Source organism: Marinactinospora thermotolerans DSM 45154 (assembly GCF_900167435.1).
GTDB classification, from domain to species: domain Bacteria; phylum Actinomycetota; class Actinomycetes; order Streptosporangiales; family Streptosporangiaceae; genus Marinactinospora; species Marinactinospora thermotolerans.
Genome location: NZ_FUWS01000011.1, coordinates 1 through 23,682 on the forward strand (window position 1 = coordinate 1; position 23,682 = coordinate 23,682).

Here is a 23,682-nt window from a genome sequence, read left to right on the forward strand (position 1 = left end):
GAGCGTCGGCGTCCGCGTCGGGGTTGACCGCGGTGTTCCACACCGCCGGGGTGCTGGACGACGGGTTGATCACCTCGTTGACCCCTGAACGGATCGATCGGGTGCTGGCGGCTAAGGCTGATGCGGCTTGGTATCTGCACCAGGCCACCCTCGACCACGACCTCACCGCCTTCGTCCTGTACTCCTCCACCGCCGGCACCCTCGAAGGCGCCGGACAAGGCAACTACGCCGCGGCCAACGCCTTCCTCGACGCTCTGGCCCACCACCGGCAAGACCACGGACTCCCCGCCCAATCCCTCGCCTGGGGACTGTGGTCCCCGGAGACGGGCGGCATGACCGCCGGCCTGGAGAAGGCCGACCTCCAGCGGATCACCGCCTCGGGATTCCTGCCCCTGAGGGCCGAACAGGGCATGGAACTCCTCGACGCGGCGATGGCCGCCCCGGAGGCGTCGGTGGTCCTGGCGCCGTTCGACGAACGGACCCTGGCCACCCGCGACGCGGGTATCCCCGAGCTCCTGCGCGGGTTGGTGCGGGCACCGGTTCGGCGGACCGCGCAGGCCGCGGCGCCCGCCGAGGAGGCCGGGACGTCGTTGGAGCAGCGGCTGGCCGGGCTGTCCCGTGAGGAGGCCGGGCAGGTGCTGGTGGAGCTGGTGCGTGGGGAGGCCGCGGCGGTGCTGGGGCACGCCTCGGCGGATCGGATCGACCCCGAGCGCAATTTCAGCGAGCTGGGGTTCGATTCGCTCACGTCGGTGGAGCTGCGCAACCGGCTGGGCCGCGCGACCGGTCTGCGCCTCTCCGCCACCCTGGTCTTCGACCACCCCAACGTGCTCGCGATCGCCGAGCACATCGGCGAGGAGATCCTGCCCGAGAAGGAGCCGGTCACGCCGCAGGTCCTCCAGAGCCTGGATGCGCTGGCGGAGCTGCTGCGGCAGGTACCCGGGGACGAGGAGGGACGGACCGCCATCACCGGCCGGCTCCGGGAGCTGCTGGACGGCTGGCAGGGAGGATCCGCGGACGGGGACGGCGCGGCCGGTGACGTCCGGACGGCGGATGCCGACGAGCTCTTCGCCCTGATCGACAAGGGGCTGTGAGCACGCGGGGGACGCCGTAGGCGGACGCTACAGCGGGCAACGGGGCGCCGGACCGGTGGAGAGCCGGGGCGGCGTCCCGTTCGTGTACCGGCGTGGTGGCCCCGGGAGATGGGAGGACGGGGCTCCGCTCCTCCGCTGCTGGGCGCTTTCCGGTGAAGGGCGGACCCGCTCGGGGCCGTCTGCGGGGAGAGGGCGGTGACGTGGCGTGGGGGCTGCGCCGAAAACCGACGCGGTCGTCATCCCGCTTGCGGGAACCCGCCGTCCGCGCTATTTGTGATAGCGATTCAGCTACGGGATGAACGGATTATTTGTCCCCTCTGGACGCCATAGGGTTTAACGAAAGCCGTGCTCGCCGGACAGGCCGGAGGAAATCACCGTTAGGCTCCGTGGATTTCTCCCAAACCGGGCAAAGGGTTGCATATGGATCCTCTCCGCTGCGCCCCCTCCCCGGTGGGGTACACACCCCTCTCCGGAAGAGAAGAGCACACCATTGCCCGCTCAGACGGGGTTTAGCACCCTGGAAGACGATCCCGGAAAGCCGGGGAGGCATCGGCTCCATCGTCTCTTCGGTCACCACCCCCGGGATGGGGAAGACGATCCCGTGGCCGTTCCGCGGCCATCTCCACGACTCGAAGGGAAACCGGGGACGTGAAAGAGCAGAGTCTGCAGATTCCTTTTCGAGCCCGTGAGACCGATGTGGTCCTGGAGGAGGTCCACCATGCCCAGGGCCTTGACGACGTGATACAGGACGACGAATTCCGTACGGATGCGGAGCGCGCGGCGGACTTCCTGGCCACCGAGGCGGCCATCGACCAGTCCTCCGAGGTTCTGGAGATCGGCGCCGGCGGCGAGAGCATGCTCGTCCACCTCGCCGAGCGGTTCGGCTGCTGTGGAGAGGCGGTGTTCCACAGCGAGGAGTACGTCGACTTCGCGCGGGAGATCCTGTGCCACCGGCGGCGGCGCCTCGGCATCGACTTCCGGTGGGCCCCGGCCGACCGGCTCCCCTACCCCGAGGCAGGCTTCACCCATGTGGTGGGCCGCAACGCGATGTGCGGGATGCCCGATGGGGATCGAGTCCGGGCCGAGATCTACCGGGTGCTGCGCCCGTGGGGCATCCTCGCCTGCACGGACTTCGTCCAATCCCGCGCGGAGATGTCACCGGCCGTCCGGCAGGCCGTCTGTGAGCGGCTCGGCTGGCCGGGGGGACCGTCCCTGCCGGAGTACCGGACCGCTTTGGAGAGGGCGGGGTTCGAGACGGTCCTCAGCCGTGACCTCGGCGACGACCTCGTGCGGAGGTTCCGGGCCCGGGCCGAGACCCTGCGTGAACGCGCCGAGCGGACGGCCGACCCCGTGGACCGGCAGCGGATCCTGCGGCTCGCGTCCTCCTGCGCCCTGGTCCAGGCGGCCGTCGAGGACGGGGAGATCGGCTGGGCGCTCTTCATCGCGCACAAGCCGGAGTCGGGGATCCATTGACCCGTCCGGAGCGCGGACCAGCCGGTGCGGGACGCCGGCTCGGCCGAGGAGCCTTCTCCCGGTCTCCGCTCCGCTCGGGACGAGGACGTCGGGACCGCGCCCGGGTGCCGCATCGCCGGCTTCGGCGGGCCCGTCGGGAAGCGGGGCGTCCGGGTCGCGTGCGTACGGGCGGGGACCGACGCCCCCGGGTCGTCCGGGGTGAGAGGCACCGGGACCGCGCCCGGGTGGACGGCCCCGACGCCTCATGAACGCGGGGTACCGCCGTCTCGGTGAGAGCGGCGGCACCCCTGGCCGGCGTTCAGCTCCGGGACACGGCCGGGCGGCCATAGGTCATCCGGCGCAGGAACCACTCGGCGGGGCCCTGCCGGAAGCCGGCCCGGCGCATGAGGTCGGCGGCCACGACGGTCGCCAGCCACACGGCGGCGCCGAGCGCGACCCCCTCCGCGTCGCCGAGCGCGGGCCCGATCCCCAGCGCGTAGGGCGGGATCAGCACGGCCCACGCCACCGACTGGAGCAGGTAGCAGGTCATCGAACGCTGTCCGGTCGCGGCGAGCGCGGTGACGATCGGGCCGCGCCGCTGCCCCAGCCGCAGGGCGACGAGGGCGATCAGCGCCGCATAGCCGAATCCACCCGCGTACCCGGTGGCCAGGTGCAGCCAGAAGAAGGCGACCTGGGCCGGCACGGAGACGTCCCACAACTCGATGTTGATCAGGGCCTGGGGGACGCCGCCCACGACCGCCGTGGAGATTCCCCACAGCGCGACGCGGCGCAGCAGCGCGCGGTGACGCTGTGGATCCTCCAGCAGACGGCGCCGCGCGGCCCACACGCCGATCAAGAAGGGGAAGACCGAGATCGCGATCATCATCGGCCAGAAGAGCGGCAGCGTCATCAACCGCATCACCATGTCGAGCAGGGCGGAGACGTTCCCGTCGCCGCTCTCCTGCATGCCGGCGAAGAAGGCCTTCTCGGTCAGGGCGTAGCCGAGGGAGCCCGCCGCCATCCAGGCGAACGCGTGCGCGAGCAGTCGGCGGTCGGAGAAGCGCAGGACCGAGGCGAACAACAGCGCGAGCAGCCCGTAGACCGCGATGACGTCGCCGTAGAACAGCAGGGCCGTATGGGCCACGCCGATGACCACCATCCAGCGGCCGCGCCGGCGCAGCAGTCCCCGCGTCCAGGGCCAGGGGCGGCCCTCCGCGGTACGGCGGAGGTAGATCCCGGCCAGGCCGTACCCGAAGAGCGCGGCGAACATCGGGTAGCCCCGGTTCTCGCCGAACAGGGCCATGGCGGCGGTGGCGGTGATGTCGAGCGCGCCGTCGAGGGAGTAGCCGTCTCCGGTGGTGGCGACGCGGAACATGTGGGCGTGGACGGTGGCGATGATGAGCAGCATGACGCCCCGGGCCAGGTCGGGGGCGAGGGAGCGCTCGGAGGTGGGGAGTGCGCCGAGGGAAGCGCCCGGGGGTGGAGGGGGACCGCTGTGGGGCGTGGTGGTATGGGGCATGGGGGGACGTCCTCCAAGGGTGAGTCGAGATAGATACGCTGACGTATCTAATAAGAGGAATATAGGATACGGAGCCGTATCTAAGAAAATGGGTGGGTATGTCTGACCGGAACCGGACACAGGCCACGGAGAGACCCGAGCCGGCGCGGCGCCGTCGTGGTAAGGAGCTGATCGCGGCCATCCATCAGGCTGCCCTGGAGGAGACCGCCGAGCAGGGACTGGGGCGGATCGGCATGGAGGGCATCGCGCGTCGGGCCGGGACCGCCAAGACCTCGCTGTACCGGCGCTGGTCATCCCCGGAGGAGATCGTCCTCGACGCGCTCTACCACGTCCTCCCGGTGGAGGAGCCGTCGCCGATGGCCGATGATCTGCGCGGTGACCTCATCGCCGCGCTCACCCTCATGCGCGACAAGTTCATGCAGCCCTTCTACGGCGCGGTGGTGACCGCCATCCTCGCTGAGGCGCAGCGCAACCCCGAACTGCGCGAACGGCTCTATGGCGAGGTGTTCGAACCGCGCGGGGGCCGCTTCACCCGCACCGTCCTGTACCACTACGCCGAGCGGGGAAAGGTCGACCCCGCCCGGCTCACCCCCGTCGTCCTCGACATCGGCGAGGCCCTGATGATCAAGTACGGCGTCGACGAGGCGAAGCTTCCCGACGACGCCTACATCGCCGCGATCGTCGACCAGGCGATCCTCCCCGCGCTCGGCCACGACGCCGGATGCGATACCGGGGGACGGGGGAGACCCGCGGGGTGACGCTGCCCGTCGCTCTCCCCGCCCTCGACCGGTAAGGGCGTACCCCTCGACGAGCCCGCTCTCCAGGATCGCGGCAGTCCTGCGGGAGGCGGCCCGTGCGGGCTACACGGACGCGGCCGGGGCACTGGCCGCCGGCGCGCTGTCAACGGCGTTCCCGGGGCTCCTCGCCGTTCGCACCCGCGTGACGTCCGGATCGCCGAGGAGTCCCGCGGCGACGTTCCCGCGGGTTGTCCCGAGCGGGGCGCGGGACGGTCGGCGGTGGCCGGGATGCTCTCGACCGTTCGACGAGGGTGAGGGCGCGCGGGCGCCCGGCGTCAGGAGGGGGGACGGTTGCGGCGCGCGTAGGCGCGGGCGGCTCGGGCGCGGTCGCCGCAGCGGGTGGAACACCAGTGGCGCCGGCCGTGGGTGCGCAGGAGGAAACGGTCGCAGGGGGTGGAACCGCAGGCGGTGAGCAGGTCGGCGTCCGGTCCGGTGAGCAGGTCGGCGGCGTCGGCGGCGAGGATCGCGAGCGCGTGGTTGACGGCCTGGTCGGCCGGGTGGGCCTGGACGCGGTGCGGTCCTCGCGCCGGGTCCCAGGCGAGCAGGGGCGCGGTGGGAACGGCGGTGATCGCCTCGTTGACGGCCCGCAGGGATTCCTCGGGCGGGGTGACGCCTTCGACGCGGGAGGCGAACAGGGCCCGTATGTGCCCACGCAGCGTTCGCATCCGTTGTGCGCACACCTCGTACAGCCGGACGTCCGGAGGGGTCAGGCCGTGTGCGGCGAGCCAGCGCATGGCGGACCCGGGGGTGGCGAGCAGGTCGTAGTTCTGCCCGGCGGGCAGGGTCGCGGTGGTGTCGGCGAAGTCCAGGCAGCGGTACCGATCGGCTCCCGGAGCCGGGGGGAGAGTGGTCGGCGTGCTGTCGGTGACCGTGGCCTCTTCCATGCGCATCATGGTAACGCTTGCGTTTTTCCATGACATCTGCCTAACCTTCCTCACGGAAAACTTACAGATAATCCGTGAGGAATGAGGAGCATGTCCCAACACGGCGCCGAACAGTTCCAGGTCCGCACGTTCGGAGGTCCCACGGCCCTCTTCGAGTACGGCGGTCTCCGTTTCCTGACCGACCCCACCTTCGACGCCCCCGGTGACTACCCCCAGCCGGGTCCGCTCCTGACCAAGACCGCCCCCGCCAGCGCCACCCCCGCCGACCTCGGCCCCATCGACGTGGTCCTGCTCTCCCACGATGAGCACGCCGACAACCTCGACACCTCCGGCCGCGCCCTGCTCACCGAGGTCCCCCTCACCCTCACCACCCCCGGCGGTGGTCAGCGCCTCGGCGGCGGGGCCAGGGGCCTGGCCGACTGGGAATCGGTCGAACTGGACCGCCCGGGCGGCGGCACGGTCACCGTCACCGGCGTCCCCGCGATCCACGGCCCGGGCCCGCGCGAGGAGGTCGAACCGTTCACCGGCCAGGTCGTCGGCTTCGTCCTGACCGGGGACGGCCTACCGACCGTCTACGTCAGCGGTGACAACGCCTCCCTCGACGCGGTCAGGGAGATCGCCGGGCGCTTCGCCCCGGTGGACACCGCGATCCTCTTCGCCGGAGCCCCCCGCTTCCCCATGCTCTTCGACGGTGCGCCGCTCGTCTTGGACAGCGCCCAGGCCGCCGAGGCCACCCGGCTCCTCGACGCCCGCCGTGTCGTCCCCGTCCACCACGACAGCTGGGCCCACTTCACCGAGGGGCGCGGCGAGCTGGAGGCGGCCTTCACCGCCGCCGGCCTGACCGACCGGCTGGACCGGGACTGGGTCCAGGGCGCCTGACTCCACCACCCCGCCGCCCATCGTCCGTGGGAGACGACAACAGCCGCCGGACGGACGCCGCCGGCCGCCCCGGCCGTGGGGCGTCACCCCCGCGCCGGCCGCGTCCCCTACGGTGGTGTCGCGGCCCCGGCCGGGGACGTCGGACGGGTCGCGGCACGCGACGAGACGAGGGGGACGGCCGATGGGCGCCACCACCGCGAGGGGACCGGAGCCGACGGAGGGGGAGTCCGTCGCCGTCCACCAGACCCTCGCGGCCCGTGTCCTGATCGGCAGGGGCGCGTGCGGCCGGGTCGCCGACGAGGCCGCGCGGCTGGGCGCGCGGCGGGTCCTGCTCGTCGCGACACCCTCCGCGGCCGCGGCCGCCGATCGGGTCGCGGAGGGGCTGGGAGAGCGGCTGGCGTCGCGCTTCGACCGGCCGGTCCCCCACACGCCGGTGGCCGTGACGGCGAAGACCGTGGCGACCGCCGAGGCCGCGGCCGTGGACTGCGTGGTCGCCATCGGTGGCGGGTCGGCGATCGGGTTGGGCAAGGCGGTGTCGGCGCGGATCGGGGCGCCGCAGGTCGCCGTACCGACCACCTACGCCGGGTCCGAGGTGACGCCGGTCCTGGGCGAGACCGAGGACGGGCGCAAGACCACGCGCCGCGACCCCGCCCTGGCCCCGGGCACGGTCGTCTACGACCCCGACCTCACCCTGGCGATGCCACCGGGGTTGACCAGGACCAGCGCGATGAACGCGCTCGCCCACGCCGTCGAGGCCCTGTGGGCCCCCGATGCGACCCGCTACACCGACGCGCTCGCCACGGAGGCCGTCGGAGGCATCCTCACCGCGCTGCCCGAGGTCCTCGCCGCGCCGCGCGATCCCGGAGCGCGTGGGCGGTTGCAGTCCGCCGCCTGGCTCGCCGGGGTGTGCCTGGCCCAGACCCGTATGGGCCTGCACCACCAGCTCGCACATGTCCTCGGCGGTACCTTCGACCTTCCCCACGCCGAACTGCACACGATGCTGCTGGCGCACGTGATGGCGGTCAACCTGCCGGCCGCTCCGGCGGCCGGGGAGCGGCTGTCCCGGGTGGCCGGGCCCGACCCGGTCGCCGTGGTCCGTGGGCTCGCCCAAGGCTACGAGGGGCCGACCAGCCTGGCCGACCTCGGCGTTGCCCGCGGGCGCCTCCGCGACGTCGCCGAGCGGGTGGTGGCCGCGCCCTACCCCAACCCCCGGGCGTTGACCGTCGAGGAGGTCACCGATCTGCTCAACGGGGCGTGGTAGGCCGCAGGGGTCGCGAACGGGGCACGGTTCCCGCTGTCGCCGAGGAGGAGCCGATGGGGTGCGGGCGGGGACGCGAGGTCAGTCGAAACCGCGGAACACGCCGTCGGGTCCCACGGCGTCGGCGAAGTCCTCGAAGTCCATGTTGGCGAGGAAGAGGTTGACGGCGATCAGCCACACCTCGGGCAGGACCGCTCGAAAGGCCGCGCCGTGGTTCTCCGGGAAGAGGTCGACGACGAGGAGGGTGGGCTCCTCTCCGTGAACCGCCTGCCGGTCGGCGACCAGGAGGAACGTGGGGTCCTCCTCCCGCGCGGGGAGGAGGTCGAGCAGGCGCTGCTCGGGGAGGTCCCACCGGAGCGGATCCTCGACGAAGACGTAGGAGCCCTCGTCCTCGGGCACCGTCGCCTCGATCGCTGTTCTCAGCGCCCGCCAACCGGCCTGGTCGGAGTAGTCGGTGCGGACCACGATCGGCACCTCGGTCTGGGGCAACTCGGGCATCGGTTCCGGCCTCCTGGGGTGGGGATCGCCTCATCCTCGCGCAGCCCGCTGACAGCGGGACGACGCCCGGGGCCGGCCGGGATGGCTCCCGGCCGGCCCCGCGCGCCCGTCCGGATCAGGTGGTGGCGTCCTGGCGGAGGCGCCGCACGAACGGCGGGCACACCACGGCGACGAGTCCCAGGCGGCCGCCGAGGACGAACGCCTTCTGCGCGCCCGCCACCTGCGCCGTGGCCAGGGCGTCGCCGGCCGACATCGCCACTGCGGCACCGAGGGACAGGGCCGCCACGAGCAGGGCGGTGCCCATGGCGCCGGCCGGCTGCTGGAGGGTGTTCATGATGGCGCTGCCGTGGGCGTAGAGGCGACGCGGCGGCGACCCCGGCGACAGCGTCATGAGCGGCGTCATCGGCATGGCCATGCCGATGCGGAACACCACGTGCATGGCCACCACGAGGTCCAGCGAGGTGTCGGCGTCCACTCGGCTCAGCCACCACTGGCCGCCGCACAGCAGCAGCGCGCCGGGGATCACCAGCGGGCGCGGTCCCACCCTGTCGTAGATCCGCCCGATCGATCGTCGTGGCCGTGTGGCGCGCCTGCTGGGAGAGGCGGGGCGGGATCGCCGCCGAGGGGGACGCGGGGGACCCGGCCGCCCTCTACCGTCGCTGCCGGGAGGACCTGCGCCGCATCGTCGGCTGAGACGCGCCGCCCTCCCGGTCCTCCCCCGACGACCGAACGCGCGAAGCCGTCCGGTGTCTGTCAGGCCGTCCGGGCGTTGCGATAACGGGGGATGAAAGCCGCGATGGCCAGGGCGGTCAGGGCCGCCGTGGCGCCGAGCGCCATCACCACGCGAAACCCCTCCAGAGTGGGGACGGTGCCGGTGCCCATCGGCGCGCTCAACCGGACGAGCAGGAGGCCCACGACGGCGCTGGAGACCGAGGTGCCCACAGAGCGCATCAGCGTGTTGAGGCTGTTGGCGGCCCCCGTCTCGGTGACCGGCACCGCGTCCATGATCAGCGCGGGCATCGCCCCGTAGGCCAGCCCGATCCCCGCGCCGATGACGCTGGAGACCAGCACCAGGTGCCACAGCGAGGACAAGAGCACCATGTTGAGGCCGTAGCCGAGGGCGACCACGCCGGCCCCCACCATCAGGGTCGTCCTGGGGCCGTGCGCCCGGGTGATCCGCGCGGACGCCGGAGCCATGGCCATCATCACCAGGCCCGAGGGGGCCATGACCAGGCCGACGGCGAACAGGCCCTGCCCCAGCCCGTAACCGGTGGCGGTCGGCAGTTGCAGCAACTGGGGCAAAACCAGTGACATCGCGAACATCGAGAAGCCGAACACCATCGACGCCGCGTTGGTCAGCAGCACCTGGCGGCGGACGGTCGTGCGCAGGTCGACCAGCGGACGCGGGACGCGCAGCTCCCACAGCGCCCACAGGAACAGGACCACGGCGCCGGTCGCGGCCAGGCCGAGGGCGGGGCCGCTCGTCCACCCCCAGTCCGCGCCCTTGGAGATCACCAGGAGCAGGCACACCAGCGCGGCCGACAGCCCGACGGCGCCGACCAGGTCGAACCGTCCCCCGGTGCGCGTCGCTGACTCGGGCACGAGGACGCGCACCAGAACCAGGGCGATCACACCGAAGAGCGCCGAGACCCAGAACAGGGCGTGCCAGTCGGTGCGCTCGGCCAGCAGCGCCGCCGCCGGCAGGCCCAGCGCCCCACCCACGCCGAGAGAGGCGCTCATCGTGGCGGTCGCCGAACCGAGCCGCTCGGCGGGGAGCGCGTCGCGCATGATGCTGATCCCGAGCGGGATGACGCCGGACGCCAATCCCTGGAGGGTCCGCGCGACCACCATCGGCGCCAGGCTGTCGCTCAACGCCCCGACGACCGAGCCGGCCACCAGCAAGGCGACACTGACGAGGAGCATCCGTCGTTTGCCGTACATGTCGCCCAGGCGGCCCATGACGGGGGTCGCGACGGCCGCGGCCAGGAGCGTGGCGGTCACCGCCCAGGAGGCCCCCGCCGCCGTGGTGTCGAGGAGACGGGGCAGGAGGGGGACCAGCGGGACGATCAGGGTCTGCATCAGCGAGACGACGATTCCGGTGAAGGCCAGCACCGCGATGACGGTCCTGGGGCTCGAAGACGGGGGGTTGTCCGCCCGCGCCGTGGGTGCGCCGGAGGAGTGAGCGGGACGGTGCACGCCGTTCAATTCAGTCACTTGATTGAATTTATCATCGCGCCTTAACGGAAAAAGTATCTTCGGTGACAAAGGGTGATGACTCAACGTTGAACGCCCTGTAGATCTTCGGAGATTTCGGATCTTCTTCCGCGAGAGCGAGTAGGGACCGGTTCGTCGTGGTGGTGCCGGATGCCGTGGTGTGACAGGGAAAAATGGGTGGAAACGGTACTCGGAGCTGAATTCGCGACATTTAAGTCAGTCGCTTGACTGAATAAGGCGGCCCATGTTGACTGAAACCGCACATCCCAGTGACGGATAGTGAGGCGCGGCATGGAGCGGCACGTTGAGCCACTGGCCTACCCCATCCCCAGTGATGAGGCCCTGGAGCCACCGGCGGAGTGGGCGGAGTTGCGCGGTCGCTGCCCGGTCGCCCCGATCCGCCTGCCCAGCGGTGACCAGGCCGCCCTCCTCACCCGCTACTCCGACGTCAAGCAGGTCCTGGCCGATCCCCGGTTCACCCGCGACCTCGGCGCGGCGGGCGGCGCCCGCGTCGCGGCCAACGAGTCCGGCGGCGTGTTCAGCAGCCCCATGTCCCAGGCGATCCCCCAGGACGGCGAAGACCACCAGCGCTGGCGCCGCATGGTCGGCAGGTGGTTCACCGCCAAACGCATCGCCGCTCTGCGCCCCGGCATCGCCGCCATGGCGGAGCAGCTCATCGACGCGATGGTCGACGACGGTCGGCCGGCCGACCTCAGGGCCTCCCTCGGCTTTCCGCTGCCCGTGTGGGTCATCTGCGACCTGCTCGGCGTCCCCGAGTCCGACCGGGACCGGTTCTCCCACTGGTCCGACACCCTGCTCAACCTGACCCGCTACAGCGACCAGGAGATCACGGAGGCCCAGGTCGAGTTCTTCGGCTACATGAGCCGTCAGGTCGCGGCCAGACGCGCCGATCCCGGCGACGACCTGCTCAGCAGCCTGCTCACCGAGACGGGACCCGACGGGAAGGGACTCGACGAGACCACGCTGATCGCCACCGGTCTCGGGCTCCTGGTCGCCGGACACGAGACCACCGCCAACATGATCGGCAAGATGGTCGCCATGCTCCTGGCCGACCGCACCCGCTGGGAGCGGCTGCTCGCCGACCGCTCTTTGGTGCGCGTGGCCGTCGAGGAGACCCTGCGCTACGACGCCAACTCCGGGATCGGCCTGCCCCGCTACATCACCGAGGACGTCGAGGTGGGGGGCGCCGTCATCCCGCGCGGCACCACCGTCATGTGCAGCATGGCCGCCGCCAACCGCGACGAAGAGGCGTTCGAGCACGCCGATGAGATGGTCCTCGAACGCTCCCCCAACCCGCACCTGGCCTTCGGCACCGGCGCCCACTCCTGCCTCGGCCAGGCCCTGGCCCGCACCGAGTTGCAGACCGTTCTTGAGGTCCTGCTCGACCGGCTGCCCACCCTGGAACTGGCGGTGGCGCCCGAGAAGCTGGAGCGGGTCGACGGGCTCGTCGTCGGGGGACTGCGGGCGGTCCCGGTCCGATGGTGAGGGCCGGCGGGACCCGATCACGGGGCGAGCGCTCCGCGGCGACCCGCGAACTCATCCTGACCACGGCGGAACGGCTGTTCGCCGAGCACGGGCTGTTCGCGGTCTCCAACCGCCAGATCAGCGAGGCCGCGGGCCAGGGCAACAACACGGCGGTGGGCTACCACTTCGGTACCAAGGCCGACCTGCTCCGCGCCATCGTGCGCAGACACAGCGAACGCATCGAACAGCTGCGCACGGCCATGGTCGGCCAGGTGCGGGACTCCACCGACGTGCGCGCCTGGGCGACCTGCCTGGTGCACCCGGCCACCGATCACCTCGCCGAACTGGGGCCTCCCACCTGGTTCGCCCGTTTCAGTGCCCAGATGACGGCCGATCCGGCGTCGCGCTCGATCATGTACGAGGAGACCTTCCGCTCCCCGTCGTTGATCGAGGCCATACGCGGGTTCGACCGCTGCCTTCCCGGCATGCCGGCGCGCGTGCGCGCCGAGCGCGGGGACATGGCCCGGCTCCTGATGGTGCACATGTGCGCGGAACGGGAGCTGGCGCTCGCCGAAGGGGGCGCCGCCGGCCGGGACGGCTGGGCCATGACCGCCGCGGGGCTGGTCGACGCCCTCGTCGGTCTGTGGACCGCCCCCATCACCGGGCCGGACGGCGGGATCCGGGACCCGCGCACGACGACGAAGGAGGAACCGGCATGAGGGTCACCGTCGATGAGGACCGGTGCTGTGGTGCGGGCCAGTGCGTCCTGCTCGCCCCCGAGGTGTTCGACCAGCGTGACGAGGACGGGATCGTCGTCCTGCTCGACGCCGAACCCGCGCCGTCCCTGCACGCCATCGTGCGGGAGGCGGCCGAGGTGTGCCCGGGGGCGGCGATCGCGGTGAGCGAGGACGGGTGAGCCGTACCTCCCGAGTGCCCGGGGCCGGGGCCTCGATCGCCGGCCCGACCAGCGTGGCGGCGCGGCGGTGTGGCGGCCACAGCGGTTCCCGCGCCGTCCCGGGAGCCGGGGAAGCCCCCGTCCCACGGCCGGTCCCTCCGTGAGGGTCCGCTAAGGCCGAGCGGAGCCGGCCGCGTCCAGGCGAGTCCCCGGTGGCGCGCCGCGCCGGGGAGGCCGGTGCATTGGGGAGACCGGGCCGGCGTCACCGGGTGGATCACCGCCCGCGTCGTCCTCGGCGCCCACGGTCCCACGCGCCGGTGTTCCACCGGGATGGACCGATCGGTCCGATACCGGGCTCCAAGGTCGCCGGCGTCCTCGGCGTCGACGTGGAGAACGCCATGAGGGAGCCGGCGGTCGGCCGCTTCGTCGCCCGCCACCGGGTGGAAGCCGGGCCGTGTCCGGCGGGAACATGCCCGTGTGGCACGCCTGCGCTATTGGGGACCCGGCCCCTCGCGGGCGTGGCACCGGTGGCGGGCCGGGCGATGGGGAGGCGCCGCATCGGCCGGCCGACACGTGGCCGGCACGGCGGACGGACCGCCGTCCGCCCTCGCAGCCGTGTCCCGGGCAGAAGCGCCCCCCGAGCGCGTTCCGGGGCGTAGCGCGGTCACTTGGCGGGACCCGTCTTCGACGGGAGTCTTCCGTCCCGTTGGAAGGCCGGCTCGGCACCGGGAAGGATGAGCCGGCCTGTCCTGGTTCTCGGTCTCCGCCGGAGGCGCGCGGAAGACGCCCACTGTCACGCGGTCCACACCGACGTTATACGGATGTCCCGTTCTCTTCCGGCGGTGATTCGCCAACGAAAACCACCGGATCCCTTCACAAAGAAGGGTGGGAGAAAGACGGAGAGCTGTGATCGTCTACGGTCCGTCGAGGAGAGCGTGAGCCCTTCGCGGTGATTCCCGGAAGGGCGCGGGGCCGCTACACCTCGCCGGTTTTCACACCCTCCAGGAAGGAAGCCCATTCGTCGGCGGGAAAGCAGAGATGACCGAGATCGCGGTTGCGGGTGTCACGAACCATGACCGTTCGTGGAGTCTCGGCCACCTCCACGCAGTGCCCTCCCTGGCCATTGCTGTAGCTGGACGTGTGCCAAACCGGTTCCATTGAATTCCCCTCTGATCTGCTTGAGCAGGTCCACCGTCTGTTCCGGTGGGTAGGCAGCGGCCTGGATCTTCCCGAACACGAGCGAGATCTCCTCGACTGTTTCGGGGTCGCTGATGAGATTGCCGCTTCCGAATCCCTCTACATAAACCACGTCGGGTTTGTCGGTGAAGGACAGGATGGTGAGTGGGCCTGACAGGCCGGGATGGCGCCGGATGCTGACACTGGACGGGACGATCTGGATGTCCGCGCGGCCCGACTCCGACAGCTCCAGCAGCTTGTCCAGCTGGCCGAGCAGGATGTCGGGGTCGCTGGTGAGGCGCCTGATCACGTCCTCGTCGATGATCGCCCAGATGGCGGGGGAGCCGGCCTCCAAAAGCGTGTGCTGGCGTTCCATCCTGGCCGCCACCAGCACGGCGACCTCCTCCTCGGTCGCGAGGGCGCTCCCGGCCTTCAACGTGGCGTGGGCGTAGGCCTCCGTCTGCAACGGTCCGGGGATCAGCGTGGGGTGGTAGTCGCGCATGATGGAGGCGAGGGGGACGGCTTCGAGGAAGTCACCGGCGTATTCCGGATAACCGGCTTTCCGGAGTTTGGGCCACAACTCCAAAAGCCGGCCGCCCGCGTTCAGGGCCTCATCCGCCTTCTCGGTGAACGCCCGGCTGGGTCTCCTCTCGGCGCGTTCGTAGTGGCCGATCAGGGAACCGGAAACGTTCAGCGCCTTTCCAAGCCTTTCTTGAGACATATCAGCCAAACCACGCAGTCGGGCGAGTTCTCTGCCGAACTTCCGCAACGCGGGGTTGTCCTGCGGCTTTCGCTGTCCCATGGCAACCACTTAACCACAGCCTCACAACACCCTGCTACCGGCCTTCACTCCTCCCGCGCAGTTGTGGCGGGGGTATGGATTCCGCTTGGGAAAAGGTGAAAGGTTCGCTACATGAGCAGGGTGAAACCCGAGTGGCGGGCGATCGTGCCCGGCGGGGAACGTCGTTATCGGTGGTTCAGGCTGCGGGAGTTGCAAAAGGGCCTGGAGGATGTGGAGGTCCCCAGCCGGATCTATGGGAGCCCCCTTCCGGTCAGGGGAGGCAAGGGGCCGTATGACTGGGAACCCGGTTATCCGCCTTTCGTGGGGGCCGGTTCGCGGGTGGGGGTCCCCGATGTCCTGATCGTGATCGAGGACGGTCACTTCTGCTGGGAGGACCGCGACGGTGTCCCGGGGAGGGCGTCCGTCGCGGATGTCGCGGCGGCGACGGCCTCGGTGGCCGCGGCCCTCGCGCCGGCGTGATCGGCGGTTGCGGGCATGCGGGCGCATCGGACCCAGACCCGGCAATTACGCGCCCTGGGGGAGGAGCTGCGGGCCAGGGGCGCGGGCAGCCGCCTGATCCCCGCGGACGCGCGGTACGGGCCCTCCCTGCACGGGGACGACGGGATCGGCCACGTCACGGTGACGAGCTGCGGGCTCTTCTTCCACTTCCGGGAGCCGTCCGGCGGGTGGGTGGCGATCTCCGCCGACAGGCCGGACGAGTGCGCGGAGCTGATCGTCGCGATGTTCGCCAGGAGGGAGCGGCCGTGGGGTGGGGGCGACGGCCCGGAGCCGGAACGTCCCGGGTGACCTCGGCGGGTTCACGGGAGCGCCGGAGGGGCGAGGAGGGGCGACCTCCGGCGTTCCCGTGAACCTCGCGGAGCCCCAACGCGGCCGATCCCCCACCGCCCCGGCCCGTGGCCGTCACGTGGACCGCCGGCCCGCGCCACGCCCCTGACGGACGGCGGTCGGGGTGCGAGCCGCTCGGACTTCCTCCCGTCCCTGGGCGAACGGCCGGGGACAGGAGGAATGGCTCTCGGAACGCACCGCAGAGGGCCCGTCCGGATCCACGCACGGTGTGGGACATGTGAGGTTCTGAGCGTCCTCCTGTCCGGTCCGGCAGGCCTCAGCCTGCGGTGACCGGTGCCAGGCTCACCAGGCCACAGCCATAGGCCCTGGCCCGGCCGATGCCCGTGCGTACCGCGTCGGCGAAGAGACGGGCGTCGGTGACTACGAGACGGCCGTCGAAACGGGTGGGGGAGATCGTGATCTTGTTCCGCTTCCCGTTCTCGTCCTTATAGCCGACCACAGGCGGACATGGAGAGACGGTCACGGCCATCCCGCCGTCGGCGCCGGCGGGCACCACGAAGCCGCACTGCTCCCCTTTACGGGCCAGCCGGCCCAGCTGCTCCTTAGGGTCGTGCAACGCCACCCGTCTTCCGCGCCCCTCTTTCGGAGCGTCCGGAGCGCGCACGATCCGAGTGGGGTCGGCGGTGAGGCGGAACATCAGCGATCGGCCGGGGATGATCGCCTCCAGGACACCGTCGATAGGGCGTGTTTGAGCCTCCCCCGCCAAGTATCCGTCGGGAAGCCTTCCCCGATCCGGAGGCATGCTGCTCTGAACGAGCAGGAGGTGGCCGGAGCGGATCGAGTCCATCCTCCAAAGCAGGCCGCGCTCACGGCGCGCCGCCTCTCTCGACGCGCGCTCGGCATCGCGGCGTATCGCCGCCTGCCGTCGTTCCCGATCGGATCGACCACCACCGCGCTGGCCATTCCCTGAGCTCCCCTGTCCGACTACCGCGAACGCTCTGCCGTGAATGGAGGGCGTGCCGCGGACAATCGAGGACGGGGAGCCGGATACCGGCTCTCTGCTATGGTCGTGCGGCTATTCAGGGCAGAGCCGATTCATATTTTCGACCAGGCGTGGAGCGTTCGATACGGACGTGAAATTCCCTTATGTCGCTCCGTTTCCATTTATTCCGGAACGGAACGGTGTGAAGTCGGTGTTGAAGGCCGGGAGGGCGCACGTGCCCAAGACGGGCCGGAGAGAGCGGGGCCGGCCCTGTCCTGGTCGTTGTCGACCGCTTCAGGAGCGCTGAGGCCGGGCGAACGAGCGGACGGAACGAACCGGAGTGCGGGGTGCTCTCTGGGACCGGCCTGGCGCTGGAGACCTGCCCGTGTGCTTCGTCCGGCCACGGAGAGCCGGTGACGCGTGCCGATCCTCGTCGCTGCTACGCGGTCCACGCGCCCTGGTCCTGGCCGGCTGCCGGGTCCCAGCGCTTCCCGGGGACGAGGCAGGTGGCCGGTCTCGTCCCCGCCGGACAGACGATGGACACTGTCCCGCCGGGAGGCCCGAGCCTCCTTGTCCACTGTGCTCGCGTGCTCACGCCCCGTTCTCGTACCGGGAGCGTCGAACCGGTTCCCGGCTTCTGTCCCGCTGTTCAGGGGTCCCGCGCCCCGGCCGCCCGTTCCCACGGGGCGCCGGTGAGGGAGCGTGCACAACGCCACTCCGCCGGGGTGCCCTCGGCTGCCTAGCCTTGGTGACGTGGTCATACGAGACATCCGGTCGAATCCGGCGACCCGGGCGCGCGCCGCCGGACCGGCGCGGCGCGGCACGGTCGACAGCCGCAGGTTCCCCCTCTACGCCGCGGGGGAGATCGATGTGCCGTTCGCCATCGCGACCCACGCCGAGGTCATCCCCCATGACACGTTCTGGGAGGAGCACTCGCATCCGACGCATGAGCTGATCTGGACCGAGCGGGGGGTGTCATGGGCGACGGTCGGCCGGCGGGTCTGGGCGATCACGCCGATGGCCGCCCTGTGGATACCGGCCGGCGTGCCCCACTCCGGCTGGGCACCCGCGGGGATGCTGCACCGGGCCGCCCAGTTCGGCATCCACGCGGTGCCGTCGATCTCCGAGGAGCCCGTCGCGGTGGAGGCCACGCCGCTGCTGCGGCTCCTGCTCGACCGGCTCGGCACTGAGGACCTCGATCCGGACGCGCGTTCGCGGACCGAGGCGATCGTGTTCGACGTCCTCACGCCCGTCCGGCACGGGCTGAGCTTCCAGAATCCCGGGTCGCCGCTGCTGGCCCCCATTGTCGCCGCCGTGCACGAGGATCCCGCCGACACCACGACGCTGGCCGCGTGGGCGGTGCGGCTCGGGGTGAGCACCCGCACCATCGCCCGGGCCTTCCGGGCGGAGACGGGGACCGGGTTCAGCCGGTGGTTGGCGACCGTGCGCGTGCAGCACGCGATCACGATGCTGGCGCGTGGGGAGGAGATCGACGAGGTCGCCATCCGCGTCGGCTACCACTCGGCGAGCGCGTTCGGCGCGGCCTTCCGGCGGATCACCGGGATGAGCCCGGGCATGTTCCGCGCGCGGTGACGTCCCCTGGGCCGCCCGCTCCGACCTGTCCGTTTCACTACAAAGCGTGTCATATATGCGGTATTGCGACCCCTCGTGCGCTCTTCTAGATTTGGTTAGGCAAAGCTAACTAGTCGTCATGGTCGCGGCGGCGTGTACGAGTACACCGACGCGTCGCACCGAGGCGTTTTGGCTGATGACCGCTCCCTTGGGGCGTACGCTGCCGCTGCGCCACGGGCGCCGCGGGAGGCGAGAGCCGAACCCCGGTACCGCCATGGCGGAGGCCGCGCAGCCGGCCATAACCGGAAGGAAACCATGCCCCGCGTCTCAAGGCTGGTCGCGCTCTCCACGACCCCCCTGCTCGTCTTCGGGCTCGCCGCCTGCTCCTCCTCCTCGTCCACCGGAGAGGAGGAGAGCGCCTCCGGTGACTGGACCCCCGTCACCATCGAGCACGCGCTCGGCACGACCACCATCGAGTCCAAGCCCGAACGGGTCGCGACCGTCAACTGGGCCAACCACGAGGTCCCGCTGGCCCTGGGCGTCGTACCGGTCGGCATGGCCGCCGCCAACTTCGGCGACGACGACGGCGACGGCACGCTCCCGTGGGTCGAGGAGAAGCTGGAGGAGCTGGGCGCGGAGACGCCGGTGCTGTTCGACGAGACGGACGGAATCGACTTCGAGGCGGTCGCGGACACCCAGCCCGACGTGATCCTCGCCGCCTACTCCGGCCTGACCCAGGAGGACTACGACACCCTCAGCGAGATCGCCCCGGTCGTCGCCTACCCCGAGACCGCGTGGGGCACCCCGTGGCGGGAGGTGATCGAACTGAACAGCCAGGCCCTCGGCATGGCCGAGGAGGGCGCCGAGCTCATCGCCGACCTGGAGAAGGAGATGGACGCGGCGGTCGCGGAGTACCCGCAGATCAAGGGCAAGTCGGCGATGTTCCTCACGCACGTGGACGCCACCGACCTGAGCGAGGTCAGCTTCTACACGACGCACGACACGCGCGCCATGTTCTTCGAGGACCTGGGGATGGCCACCCCCGAGAGCGTCGCCACCGCCTCGGCCGAGACCGACAAGTTCTCGCTGACCCGAAGCGCCGAGCAGGCCGACGCCTTCAACGACGTCGACATCATCGTCACCTACGGCGGCGACGAACTCGTGACCAGCCTGGAGGAGGACCCGCTGCTGTCGCAGATGCCGGCCGTGGAGAACGGCGCGGTCGTCAACCTCCCCGGTGAGAGCCCCCTCGGCACGGCCGCGAACCCGACGCCGCTGTCGATCTCCTGGGTCCTGGAGGACTACCTGTCGCTCCTCGCCGAAGCCGCCGAGGCGTAGTGACGGCGACCGACGCGCCGCCGGCTCCGGGCGCCGCAGTCCTGCGCGCCCGGAAACGCGGCAGGCTCCTGTGGCTGTTCGGCCTGCTCGTCGCGCTGGTGGCGCTCATGTTCCTCTCGATCACCGTCGGCTCCCGCAACGTGCAGTGGCCCGACATCGTGGCGGCGCTGGGCGGATCGGCCGAGGGCTTCGACCAGGCCGCGGTGGCCAAGCGGATTCCCCGGACACTGCTCGCCGTCGTCGCCGGCGCGGCCCTGGGCGTCTCGGGCGCGGTCATGCAGGGGGTGACCCGCAACCCGCTGGCCGACCCCGGCATCCTGGGCGTGAACATGGGCGCCTCGCTCGCCGTCGTCACGGGCATCGCCTACTTCGGCCTGACGACGGCGGCCGGGTTCGCCTGGGTGGCGATCGTGGGGGCGACCATCACGGCCGTGTTCGTCTACGTCATCGGCTCACTGGGCCGGGGCGGGGCGTCGCCGCTCAAACTCGCCCTCGCCGGAACGGCGACCTCCGCCGCCCTGACGTCGTTCATCAGCGCGGTCGTGCTCCCGCGCAACGACATCGCCGACGACGTCCGGTCCTGGCAGATCGGCGGCGTCGGCGGCGGGACGTTCGACAGTGTCACGCAGGTGCTGCCGTTCCTCGTGGTGGGGATGGCGGTCTGCCTGCTGTCGGCGTACGGGCTGGACCTGCTGGCCCTGGGCGACGACCTGGCCGCCGGGCTGGGGGCGCGCGTCGCGCTCGCGCGGGGGGTGGCCTCCCTCGGGGCCGTCGTGCTGTGCGGCGCGACCACCGCGGTCACCGGGCCGATCGGGTTCGTGGGCCTCGTCGTGCCGCACGTGTGCCGGCTGCTGGTCGGTGTCGGCCACCGGTGGCTGCTGCCGTTCTCGGCGCTCGCGGGGGCCGCGCTCCTGACCGCGGCGGACGTGGCCGGCCGGATCGTGGCCCGTCCCGGAGAGGTCGATGTGGGGATCGTGACCGCGTTGATCGGTGCCCCTTTCTTCATCTACATCGTCCGTCGCCAGAAGGTCCGTTCGCTGTGAGCATCTCCACCGTCGAATCCGCCGCCCGCGACCGGGTGCTCCGCGCGCGTCGGCGGCGTGGCGTCATCGGCGTCCTCGCCGCGCTGATCGTCCTCATGTTCGCCGTGTCCCTGATGGTCGGGCAGACCTTCTATCCCCCCGGCGACGTGGCGCGGGTGATCCTCGGCCAGGACGTGCCGGGCGCCTCCTTCACCGTGGGCCGGCTCCGGCTGCCGCGGGCCGTGCTCGCGGTACTGGCCGGGCTGTGCTTCGGGCTCGCCGGCGTCACGTTCCAGACCCTGCTGCGCAACCCCCTCGCCAGCCCGGACATCATCGGCATCAGCGCGGGGGCCAGCGCGGCGGCCACCTTCGCGATCGTGACGCTCTCGCTCGACGACGCCGGGGTGGCGGCCTTCGCGGTCGTCGCTGGACTGCTGGTGGCGGTGGTCGTGTACGTGCTGTCGTTCAAGAACGGGGTCTCGGGAACCCGGCTGATCCTCATCGGTATCGGCATCGCCGCGATGCTCGACAGCATCACCTCCTACATCCTCGACCAGGCGGCCGGTTGGGACCTCCAGGAGGCGATGCGGTGGCTGACCGGCAGCCTTAATGGGGCCGGCTGGGACAACGTCGTCCTCGTCTGCGTCGCGCTGCTCGTCATCGGCCCCGTGCTGCTCTCCCAGTCGACCCCCTTGTCGATGATCCAGCTGGGCGACGACACCGCGTCGGCCCTCGGCGTCCGGGTGGACCTCGTCCGGTTCGTCGCCGTCATCGGGGCGGTGGGGCTCATCGCGTTCGCGACGGCCGCGACGGGGCCGATCGCGTTCGTCGCCTTCCTCTCCGGCCCGATCGCCGCCCGCATCATCGGACGCAACGGCAACGGGTCGCTGCTGGTGCCCGCGGCACTGGTCGGGGCGCTCCTGGTGCTGGTCGCCGACTTCTGCGGACAGTTCGCCTTCGGGACCCGCTACCCGGTCGGGGTCGTCACGGGCGTGCTGGGCGCGCCCTACCTCGTCTACCTGATCATCCGCACCAACCGCACGGGCGGCTCCCTGTGAGCGTGTGACCGGGAGCGGGCGGGACGGCGCGCCATGAAATGTCGGACTCCGGAACTAGGTTCTGAGCGGATCCCGACCACGCGGCCCGAGCCCGGTCTCCGGCCACTCCGACCCCGAGGCGAAAACGACATGGCAGACGACACGGCGGCGCTCCCCGACACCGTCGAGCACTGGCGGACCTATCTGGCCGAGTACAGCCGCGACATGCTGCGCGTGGCGGATGCGGGCGAGTTCGACGACGAGCAGCGCGCGGCCGGGTGGCTCGGCCACGCCGGAGCCACCGAGGCCGAGCTCACCGCGCTGGAGGAGCGCCTCGGCACGGCGCTGCCGCCCAGTTACCGTTCCTTCCTCGCCGCCTCGAACGGCTGGGGCAGGATCAGCCGGTTCATGTACGAGTTGCTGGCGACCCGCGACGTCGCATGGCTGGACGACCCCGACGTCGAGCACGTCGATGTGTGGGGCATGGAGGAACTGTTGGGACGGCCGTTGCTGATCTCCGGCGACAGCGACCTCCAGTCCTGGCTGCTGGACTCGGGGGACGTCTCGCCCGACGGCGAATGGGCGGCCTACACCTGGTCCCCCTGGAACGGCGGACTGGGGAAGCGGTGCCGGAGCTTCGCCGACCTCGTCGCCACCGAACGCGCCGAGTTCGAGTGGCTTCAGGGGCGCGCGGGCAACCCGGTGCACCCCGAGGGGGCCGAGGAGCTGCTGGACCAGGGGCGCCGGGCGGCGTTGCGCGGCGAGGTCGAGGCCGCGCTGGATCTTTTGGACCGCGCCGAGGTGAAGGGGTCCGGTGCCGCCTCCTACCTCAAGGTCATCCTCGGAGCCTTCCTCGGCGAGACGGGACTGCACTACTTGCTCCGCGGGATCCTGGACCGCCCGCACGTGGTCGCCGCGATCGGAGCCGGGCAGCTTGCGGCCGAGGCGGTTCCGCTCTACCTGGTCCACCACGCCCGCGATTCCACCACCCCGGTCGGGCGCACGCCCCTTGAGGAGGCGGCCCGCGACTTCACGAAGGCCCTGCCCGAGCTCCTCGCGGACAGCGGCGGGGCCACGGCCGACCCGGACGCCTGGATCGTCGCCCGGCGCGTGCCCGAACCCCCGGCCTTCGAGCGGGCCCTTGAGACCGCCCGCGCGCTGGCGGCCGAGGGCCGGGGCGACGACGCCTGGACGGTCGTCCGGCGGGCGCTTCCCGACTGGACCCCGACCTCGCCGAACCGCGTCGCCCCGGTCGTCCTGCTCACCGATCCCGCCCTGCGCGACGTGGTCACCCCGGACCGCGCCCGTGAGGTGGTGTCCACTCCCCGCGGCGGCGACGCCGTTGGGCGGGCCGGCCGGGACTGAGAAGGAACAGTCGTGTGGCCGGACGCGCCCCGCCGTCCGACGGGCGGGGCGCGTCCAGGTGCCCGGCTGCTGCCGCGGCCACCCGTCGCCCGGGCGGTCCGCCCTCGCGGGCTCCTTCGCGCGCCGCGCTGCGGGGGAGAAGGGGAGGACGTCCCACGGGCGGGGGACCGCGGCGGCACCACATCCTGGGACCCTTCGGGGGAGAAGCGCTCGGAGGCGCCACAACCCGGATGGCTCGGCCCTCCTCCGGGGGCGCGGGTATGGGAACCGTCCTCCAACGAGCCTCGCGGCGTTGAGCGGGGAGGTGACGCGCTCGCCGGCGATATCCATTCCTCGCTCGACGATGAAAAGGGGACGTGAAACCTTGTCAGATCATCGTGGGTGCGGATGACGTTCGGGTGAAGGCGGAACTACACCCCGGAAATATGGAATTCCGAACTTGTCTGTTATCAGGGTGGAATAGATCTTCTCGGAAGGAGATGCGGAATTCGAGAGGGGGTCGGCCGGAGAGGGGGTGCCAACTGGACCGAAGCGGGGTGGCGGGCTGTTCGATTCGCGCTTGAACAGGGGTGCGCGCGCTGGTTCGTCCCTCCTCGAGGATGGTTCTCCGTGAAAACCCAGGTTCCTCTC

General features: G+C 71.4%; 23 protein-coding genes. 15 read left to right on the forward strand and 8 right to left on the reverse strand.

Annotation, left to right across the window (positions count from 1 at the left end):
• Positions 1-1,091 (forward strand): beta-ketoacyl reductase (locus tag B5D66_RS18690; RefSeq protein ID WP_144390200.1); only part of this gene is annotated, 1,091 nt, incomplete at its 5' end.
• Between the two features lie 648 nt (positions 1,092-1,739).
• Positions 1,740-2,564 (forward strand): methyltransferase domain-containing protein, encoded by an 825-nt coding sequence (locus B5D66_RS18695; RefSeq protein WP_078763078.1) that lies wholly within the window; start codon positions 1,740-1,742, stop codon positions 2,562-2,564.
• Positions 2,565-2,862: 298 nt separating this feature from the next.
• On the opposite strand, the gene B5D66_RS18700 is transcribed toward B5D66_RS18695, so the two are convergent.
• Positions 2,863-4,062 carry a DUF418 domain-containing protein gene (locus tag B5D66_RS18700; protein WP_078763079.1) on the reverse strand — a complete coding sequence of 400 codons (1,200 nt, stop codon included), beginning with the start codon at positions 4,060-4,062 and terminating at the stop codon, positions 2,863-2,865.
• 98 nt (positions 4,063-4,160) lie between these two features.
• Here B5D66_RS18700 and B5D66_RS18705 point away from each other — a divergent pair, with 98 nt between their 5' ends.
• Positions 4,161-4,820, forward strand: coding sequence for a TetR/AcrR family transcriptional regulator (locus tag B5D66_RS18705; protein WP_078763080.1), 660 nt, complete (start codon positions 4,161-4,163; stop codon positions 4,818-4,820).
• Positions 4,821-5,134: 314 nt separating this feature from the next.
• Here the strand turns inward: B5D66_RS18705 and B5D66_RS18710 are convergent, their stop codons facing one another.
• Positions 5,135-5,743, reverse strand: a complete 609-nt coding sequence (locus tag B5D66_RS18710; protein WP_078763299.1) for a CGNR zinc finger domain-containing protein — start codon at positions 5,741-5,743, stop codon at positions 5,135-5,137.
• A gap of 90 nt (positions 5,744-5,833) precedes the next feature.
• On the opposite strand from B5D66_RS18710, the gene B5D66_RS18715 reads away from it, so the two are divergent.
• Positions 5,834-6,622: an MBL fold metallo-hydrolase gene (locus B5D66_RS18715; protein WP_078763081.1), complete on the forward strand. Its 789-nt coding sequence runs from the start codon at positions 5,834-5,836 to the stop codon at positions 6,620-6,622.
• Positions 6,623-6,803: 181 nt separating this feature from the next.
• A complete protein-coding gene (locus tag B5D66_RS18720) occupies positions 6,804-7,883 on the forward strand; it encodes a maleylacetate reductase (RefSeq protein WP_078763082.1) in 1,080 nt (359 codons plus the stop codon).
• A gap of 78 nt (positions 7,884-7,961) precedes the next feature.
• Here B5D66_RS18720 and B5D66_RS18725 read toward each other — a convergent pair whose 3' ends face one another.
• From B5D66_RS18725 to B5D66_RS18735, 3 genes are all read right to left on the reverse strand, one after another.
• A complete protein-coding gene (locus tag B5D66_RS18725; RefSeq protein WP_078763083.1) occupies positions 7,962-8,378 on the reverse strand; it encodes a DUF6924 domain-containing protein in 417 nt (138 codons plus the stop codon).
• Positions 8,379-8,493: 115 nt separating this feature from the next.
• The gene (locus B5D66_RS18730; protein ID WP_078763084.1) at positions 8,494-8,922 is read right to left on the reverse strand and encodes an MFS transporter; all 429 of its coding nucleotides are present in this window, start codon (positions 8,920-8,922) and stop codon (positions 8,494-8,496) included.
• Between the two features lie 209 nt (positions 8,923-9,131).
• A complete protein-coding gene (locus B5D66_RS18735) occupies positions 9,132-10,457 on the reverse strand; it encodes an MFS transporter (protein WP_235001111.1) in 1,326 nt (441 codons plus the stop codon).
• A gap of 426 nt (positions 10,458-10,883) precedes the next feature.
• Here B5D66_RS18735 and B5D66_RS18740 point away from each other — a divergent pair, with 426 nt between their 5' ends.
• Genes B5D66_RS18740 through B5D66_RS18750 form a run of 3 tightly spaced genes read left to right on the forward strand, consistent with a single transcriptional unit; the run spans position 10,884 to position 12,993 of the window.
• The gene (locus B5D66_RS18740; protein WP_078763086.1) at positions 10,884-12,098 is read left to right on the forward strand and encodes a cytochrome P450; all 1,215 of its coding nucleotides are present in this window, start codon (positions 10,884-10,886) and stop codon (positions 12,096-12,098) included.
• Complete coding sequence (locus B5D66_RS18745; RefSeq protein WP_078763087.1) at positions 12,092-12,796, forward strand: TetR/AcrR family transcriptional regulator; 705 nt, start codon at positions 12,092-12,094, stop codon at positions 12,794-12,796. The genes B5D66_RS18740 and B5D66_RS18745 overlap by 7 nt, the downstream gene beginning before the upstream one ends.
• Positions 12,793-12,993, forward strand: a complete 201-nt coding sequence (locus B5D66_RS18750) for a ferredoxin (protein ID WP_078763088.1) — start codon at positions 12,793-12,795, stop codon at positions 12,991-12,993. The genes B5D66_RS18745 and B5D66_RS18750 overlap by 4 nt, the downstream gene beginning before the upstream one ends.
• A 954-nt stretch (positions 12,994-13,947) precedes the next feature.
• Here B5D66_RS18750 and B5D66_RS26170 read toward each other — a convergent pair.
• The gene (locus B5D66_RS26170) at positions 13,948-14,076 is read right to left on the reverse strand and encodes a DUF397 domain-containing protein (protein WP_327308939.1); all 129 of its coding nucleotides are present in this window, start codon (positions 14,074-14,076) and stop codon (positions 13,948-13,950) included.
• Entirely contained in the window at positions 14,036-14,950 is a 915-nt protein-coding gene (locus B5D66_RS18765; RefSeq protein ID WP_078763300.1) for a helix-turn-helix domain-containing protein, read from the reverse strand. Before B5D66_RS18765 ends, B5D66_RS26170 begins: the two co-directional genes overlap by 41 nt.
• A 111-nt stretch (positions 14,951-15,061) precedes the next feature.
• Between B5D66_RS18765 and B5D66_RS18770 the strand changes: the two genes are divergently transcribed.
• Complete coding sequence (locus B5D66_RS18770) at positions 15,062-15,409, forward strand: hypothetical protein (protein ID WP_078763091.1); 348 nt, start codon at positions 15,062-15,064, stop codon at positions 15,407-15,409.
• A 15-nt stretch (positions 15,410-15,424) separates the two neighbouring features.
• The gene (locus B5D66_RS18775; protein WP_078763092.1) at positions 15,425-15,736 is read left to right on the forward strand and encodes a hypothetical protein; all 312 of its coding nucleotides are present in this window, start codon (positions 15,425-15,427) and stop codon (positions 15,734-15,736) included.
• A 316-nt stretch (positions 15,737-16,052) separates the two neighbouring features.
• Here B5D66_RS18775 and cas6e read toward each other — a convergent pair whose 3' ends face one another.
• Positions 16,053-16,766: a type I-E CRISPR-associated protein Cas6/Cse3/CasE gene (gene cas6e, locus B5D66_RS18780; RefSeq protein WP_327309028.1), complete on the reverse strand. Its 714-nt coding sequence runs from the start codon at positions 16,764-16,766 to the stop codon at positions 16,053-16,055.
• A gap of 705 nt (positions 16,767-17,471) precedes the next feature.
• Between cas6e and B5D66_RS18785 the strand changes: the two genes are divergently transcribed.
• From B5D66_RS18785 to B5D66_RS18805, 5 genes are all read left to right on the forward strand, one after another.
• On the forward strand, positions 17,472-18,311 hold the full coding sequence (locus B5D66_RS18785) for an AraC family transcriptional regulator (protein ID WP_078763094.1): 840 nt from the start codon (positions 17,472-17,474) through the stop codon (positions 18,309-18,311).
• Positions 18,312-18,605: 294 nt separating this feature from the next.
• Positions 18,606-19,628 (forward strand): iron-siderophore ABC transporter substrate-binding protein, encoded by a 1,023-nt coding sequence (locus tag B5D66_RS18790; protein WP_078763095.1) that lies wholly within the window; start codon positions 18,606-18,608, stop codon positions 19,626-19,628.
• Positions 19,628-20,671: a FecCD family ABC transporter permease gene (locus B5D66_RS18795; protein WP_078763097.1), complete on the forward strand. Its 1,044-nt coding sequence runs from the start codon at positions 19,628-19,630 to the stop codon at positions 20,669-20,671. Before B5D66_RS18790 ends, B5D66_RS18795 begins: the two co-directional genes overlap by 1 nt.
• The gene (locus B5D66_RS18800; RefSeq protein ID WP_078763099.1) at positions 20,668-21,708 is read left to right on the forward strand and encodes a FecCD family ABC transporter permease; all 1,041 of its coding nucleotides are present in this window, start codon (positions 20,668-20,670) and stop codon (positions 21,706-21,708) included. The genes B5D66_RS18795 and B5D66_RS18800 overlap by 4 nt, the downstream gene beginning before the upstream one ends.
• Positions 21,709-21,837: 129 nt before the next feature.
• Positions 21,838-23,052, forward strand: a complete 1,215-nt coding sequence (locus tag B5D66_RS18805) for an SMI1/KNR4 family protein (protein ID WP_078763100.1) — start codon at positions 21,838-21,840, stop codon at positions 23,050-23,052.
• The last annotated feature ends 630 nt before the right edge of the window (positions 23,053-23,682 follow it).

Excerpts from the sequence above, each read along its gene's own strand:
- B5D66_RS18700 (WP_078763079.1), bottom strand. The coding sequence starts at position 4,062 with ATGCCCCATACCACCACGCCCCACAGCGGTCCCCCTCCACCCCCGGGC.
- B5D66_RS18705 (WP_078763080.1), top strand. The coding sequence starts at position 4,161 with ATGTCTGACCGGAACCGGACACAGGCCACGGAGAGACCCGAGCCGGCG.
- B5D66_RS18710 (WP_078763299.1), bottom strand. The coding sequence starts at position 5,743 with ATGGAAGAGGCCACGGTCACCGACAGCACGCCGACCACTCTCCCCCCG.
- B5D66_RS18715 (WP_078763081.1), top strand. The coding sequence starts at position 5,834 with ATGTCCCAACACGGCGCCGAACAGTTCCAGGTCCGCACGTTCGGAGGT.
- B5D66_RS18720 (WP_078763082.1), top strand. The coding sequence starts at position 6,804 with ATGGGCGCCACCACCGCGAGGGGACCGGAGCCGACGGAGGGGGAGTCC.
- B5D66_RS18725 (WP_078763083.1), bottom strand. The coding sequence starts at position 8,378 with ATGCCCGAGTTGCCCCAGACCGAGGTGCCGATCGTGGTCCGCACCGAC.
- B5D66_RS18735 (WP_235001111.1), bottom strand. The coding sequence starts at position 10,457 with ATGCAGACCCTGATCGTCCCGCTGGTCCCCCTCCTGCCCCGTCTCCTC.
- B5D66_RS18740 (WP_078763086.1), top strand. The coding sequence starts at position 10,884 with ATGGAGCGGCACGTTGAGCCACTGGCCTACCCCATCCCCAGTGATGAG.
- B5D66_RS18745 (WP_078763087.1), top strand. The coding sequence starts at position 12,092 with ATGGTGAGGGCCGGCGGGACCCGATCACGGGGCGAGCGCTCCGCGGCG.
- B5D66_RS18750 (WP_078763088.1), top strand. The coding sequence starts at position 12,793 with ATGAGGGTCACCGTCGATGAGGACCGGTGCTGTGGTGCGGGCCAGTGC.
- B5D66_RS18765 (WP_078763300.1), bottom strand. The coding sequence starts at position 14,950 with ATGGGACAGCGAAAGCCGCAGGACAACCCCGCGTTGCGGAAGTTCGGC.
- B5D66_RS18770 (WP_078763091.1), top strand. The coding sequence starts at position 15,062 with ATGAGCAGGGTGAAACCCGAGTGGCGGGCGATCGTGCCCGGCGGGGAA.
- B5D66_RS18775 (WP_078763092.1), top strand. The coding sequence starts at position 15,425 with ATGCGGGCGCATCGGACCCAGACCCGGCAATTACGCGCCCTGGGGGAG.
- B5D66_RS18790 (WP_078763095.1), top strand. The coding sequence starts at position 18,606 with ATGCCCCGCGTCTCAAGGCTGGTCGCGCTCTCCACGACCCCCCTGCTC.
- B5D66_RS18805 (WP_078763100.1), top strand. The coding sequence starts at position 21,838 with ATGGCAGACGACACGGCGGCGCTCCCCGACACCGTCGAGCACTGGCGG.